This window comes from Xanthobacter tagetidis, assembly GCF_003667445.1.
Taxonomy (GTDB): domain Bacteria; phylum Pseudomonadota; class Alphaproteobacteria; order Rhizobiales; family Xanthobacteraceae; genus Xanthobacter; species Xanthobacter tagetidis.
In genome coordinates, this window is the sequence record NZ_RCTF01000084.1 from 1 (window position 1) to 505 (window position 505).

Sequence of the window (505 nt, forward strand, 5' to 3'; positions counted from 1 at the left end):
CCATCATCGGCGCGCCGCCCTTGTAGGGCACGTGGACGATGTCGATGCCCGCGAGCGTTTTCAGCAATTCGCCGCTCATGTGCGGCGAGCCGCCGAGGCTCGTCGAACCGAAGTTGATCGAGCCGGGCTTGGCCTTCGCCTGCGCGAGGAGGTCGGCGACCGACTTGATGGAAGTCTGCACGTTCGCGACGAGCACGTTTGGGGTCGATGCGACGAGCGTGATCGGCGCGAAGTCCTTGACCGCGTCGTACGGCGCGGGCTTCTGCAGCACCGGCAGGATGCCGTGCGTCGCGATCGATGCGAAGACGAGTGTGTAGCCGTCGGGGGCTGCCCGCGCGACCATCTGAGCGCCGATCACGCCGCCGGCGCCTGCCCGGTTGTCGATGATCACCGTCTGCTTGAGGCGCTCGCCGAGCCTGGGCGCGATGGCTCGCGCCAGCAGGTCGGTCGTGCCGCCGGGCGGGTACGGCACGATCAGCCGGATGGGCTTGTCGGGATAGTCGGC

At 68.5% G+C, this 505-nt stretch carries 1 protein-coding gene; it reads right to left on the reverse strand.

Annotation, left to right across the window (positions count from 1 at the left end; translation table 11 throughout):
- Positions 1–505: tripartite tricarboxylate transporter substrate-binding protein (locus D9R14_RS22765; protein ID WP_281042042.1), on the reverse strand; the 505-nt coding region annotated here is incomplete at both ends.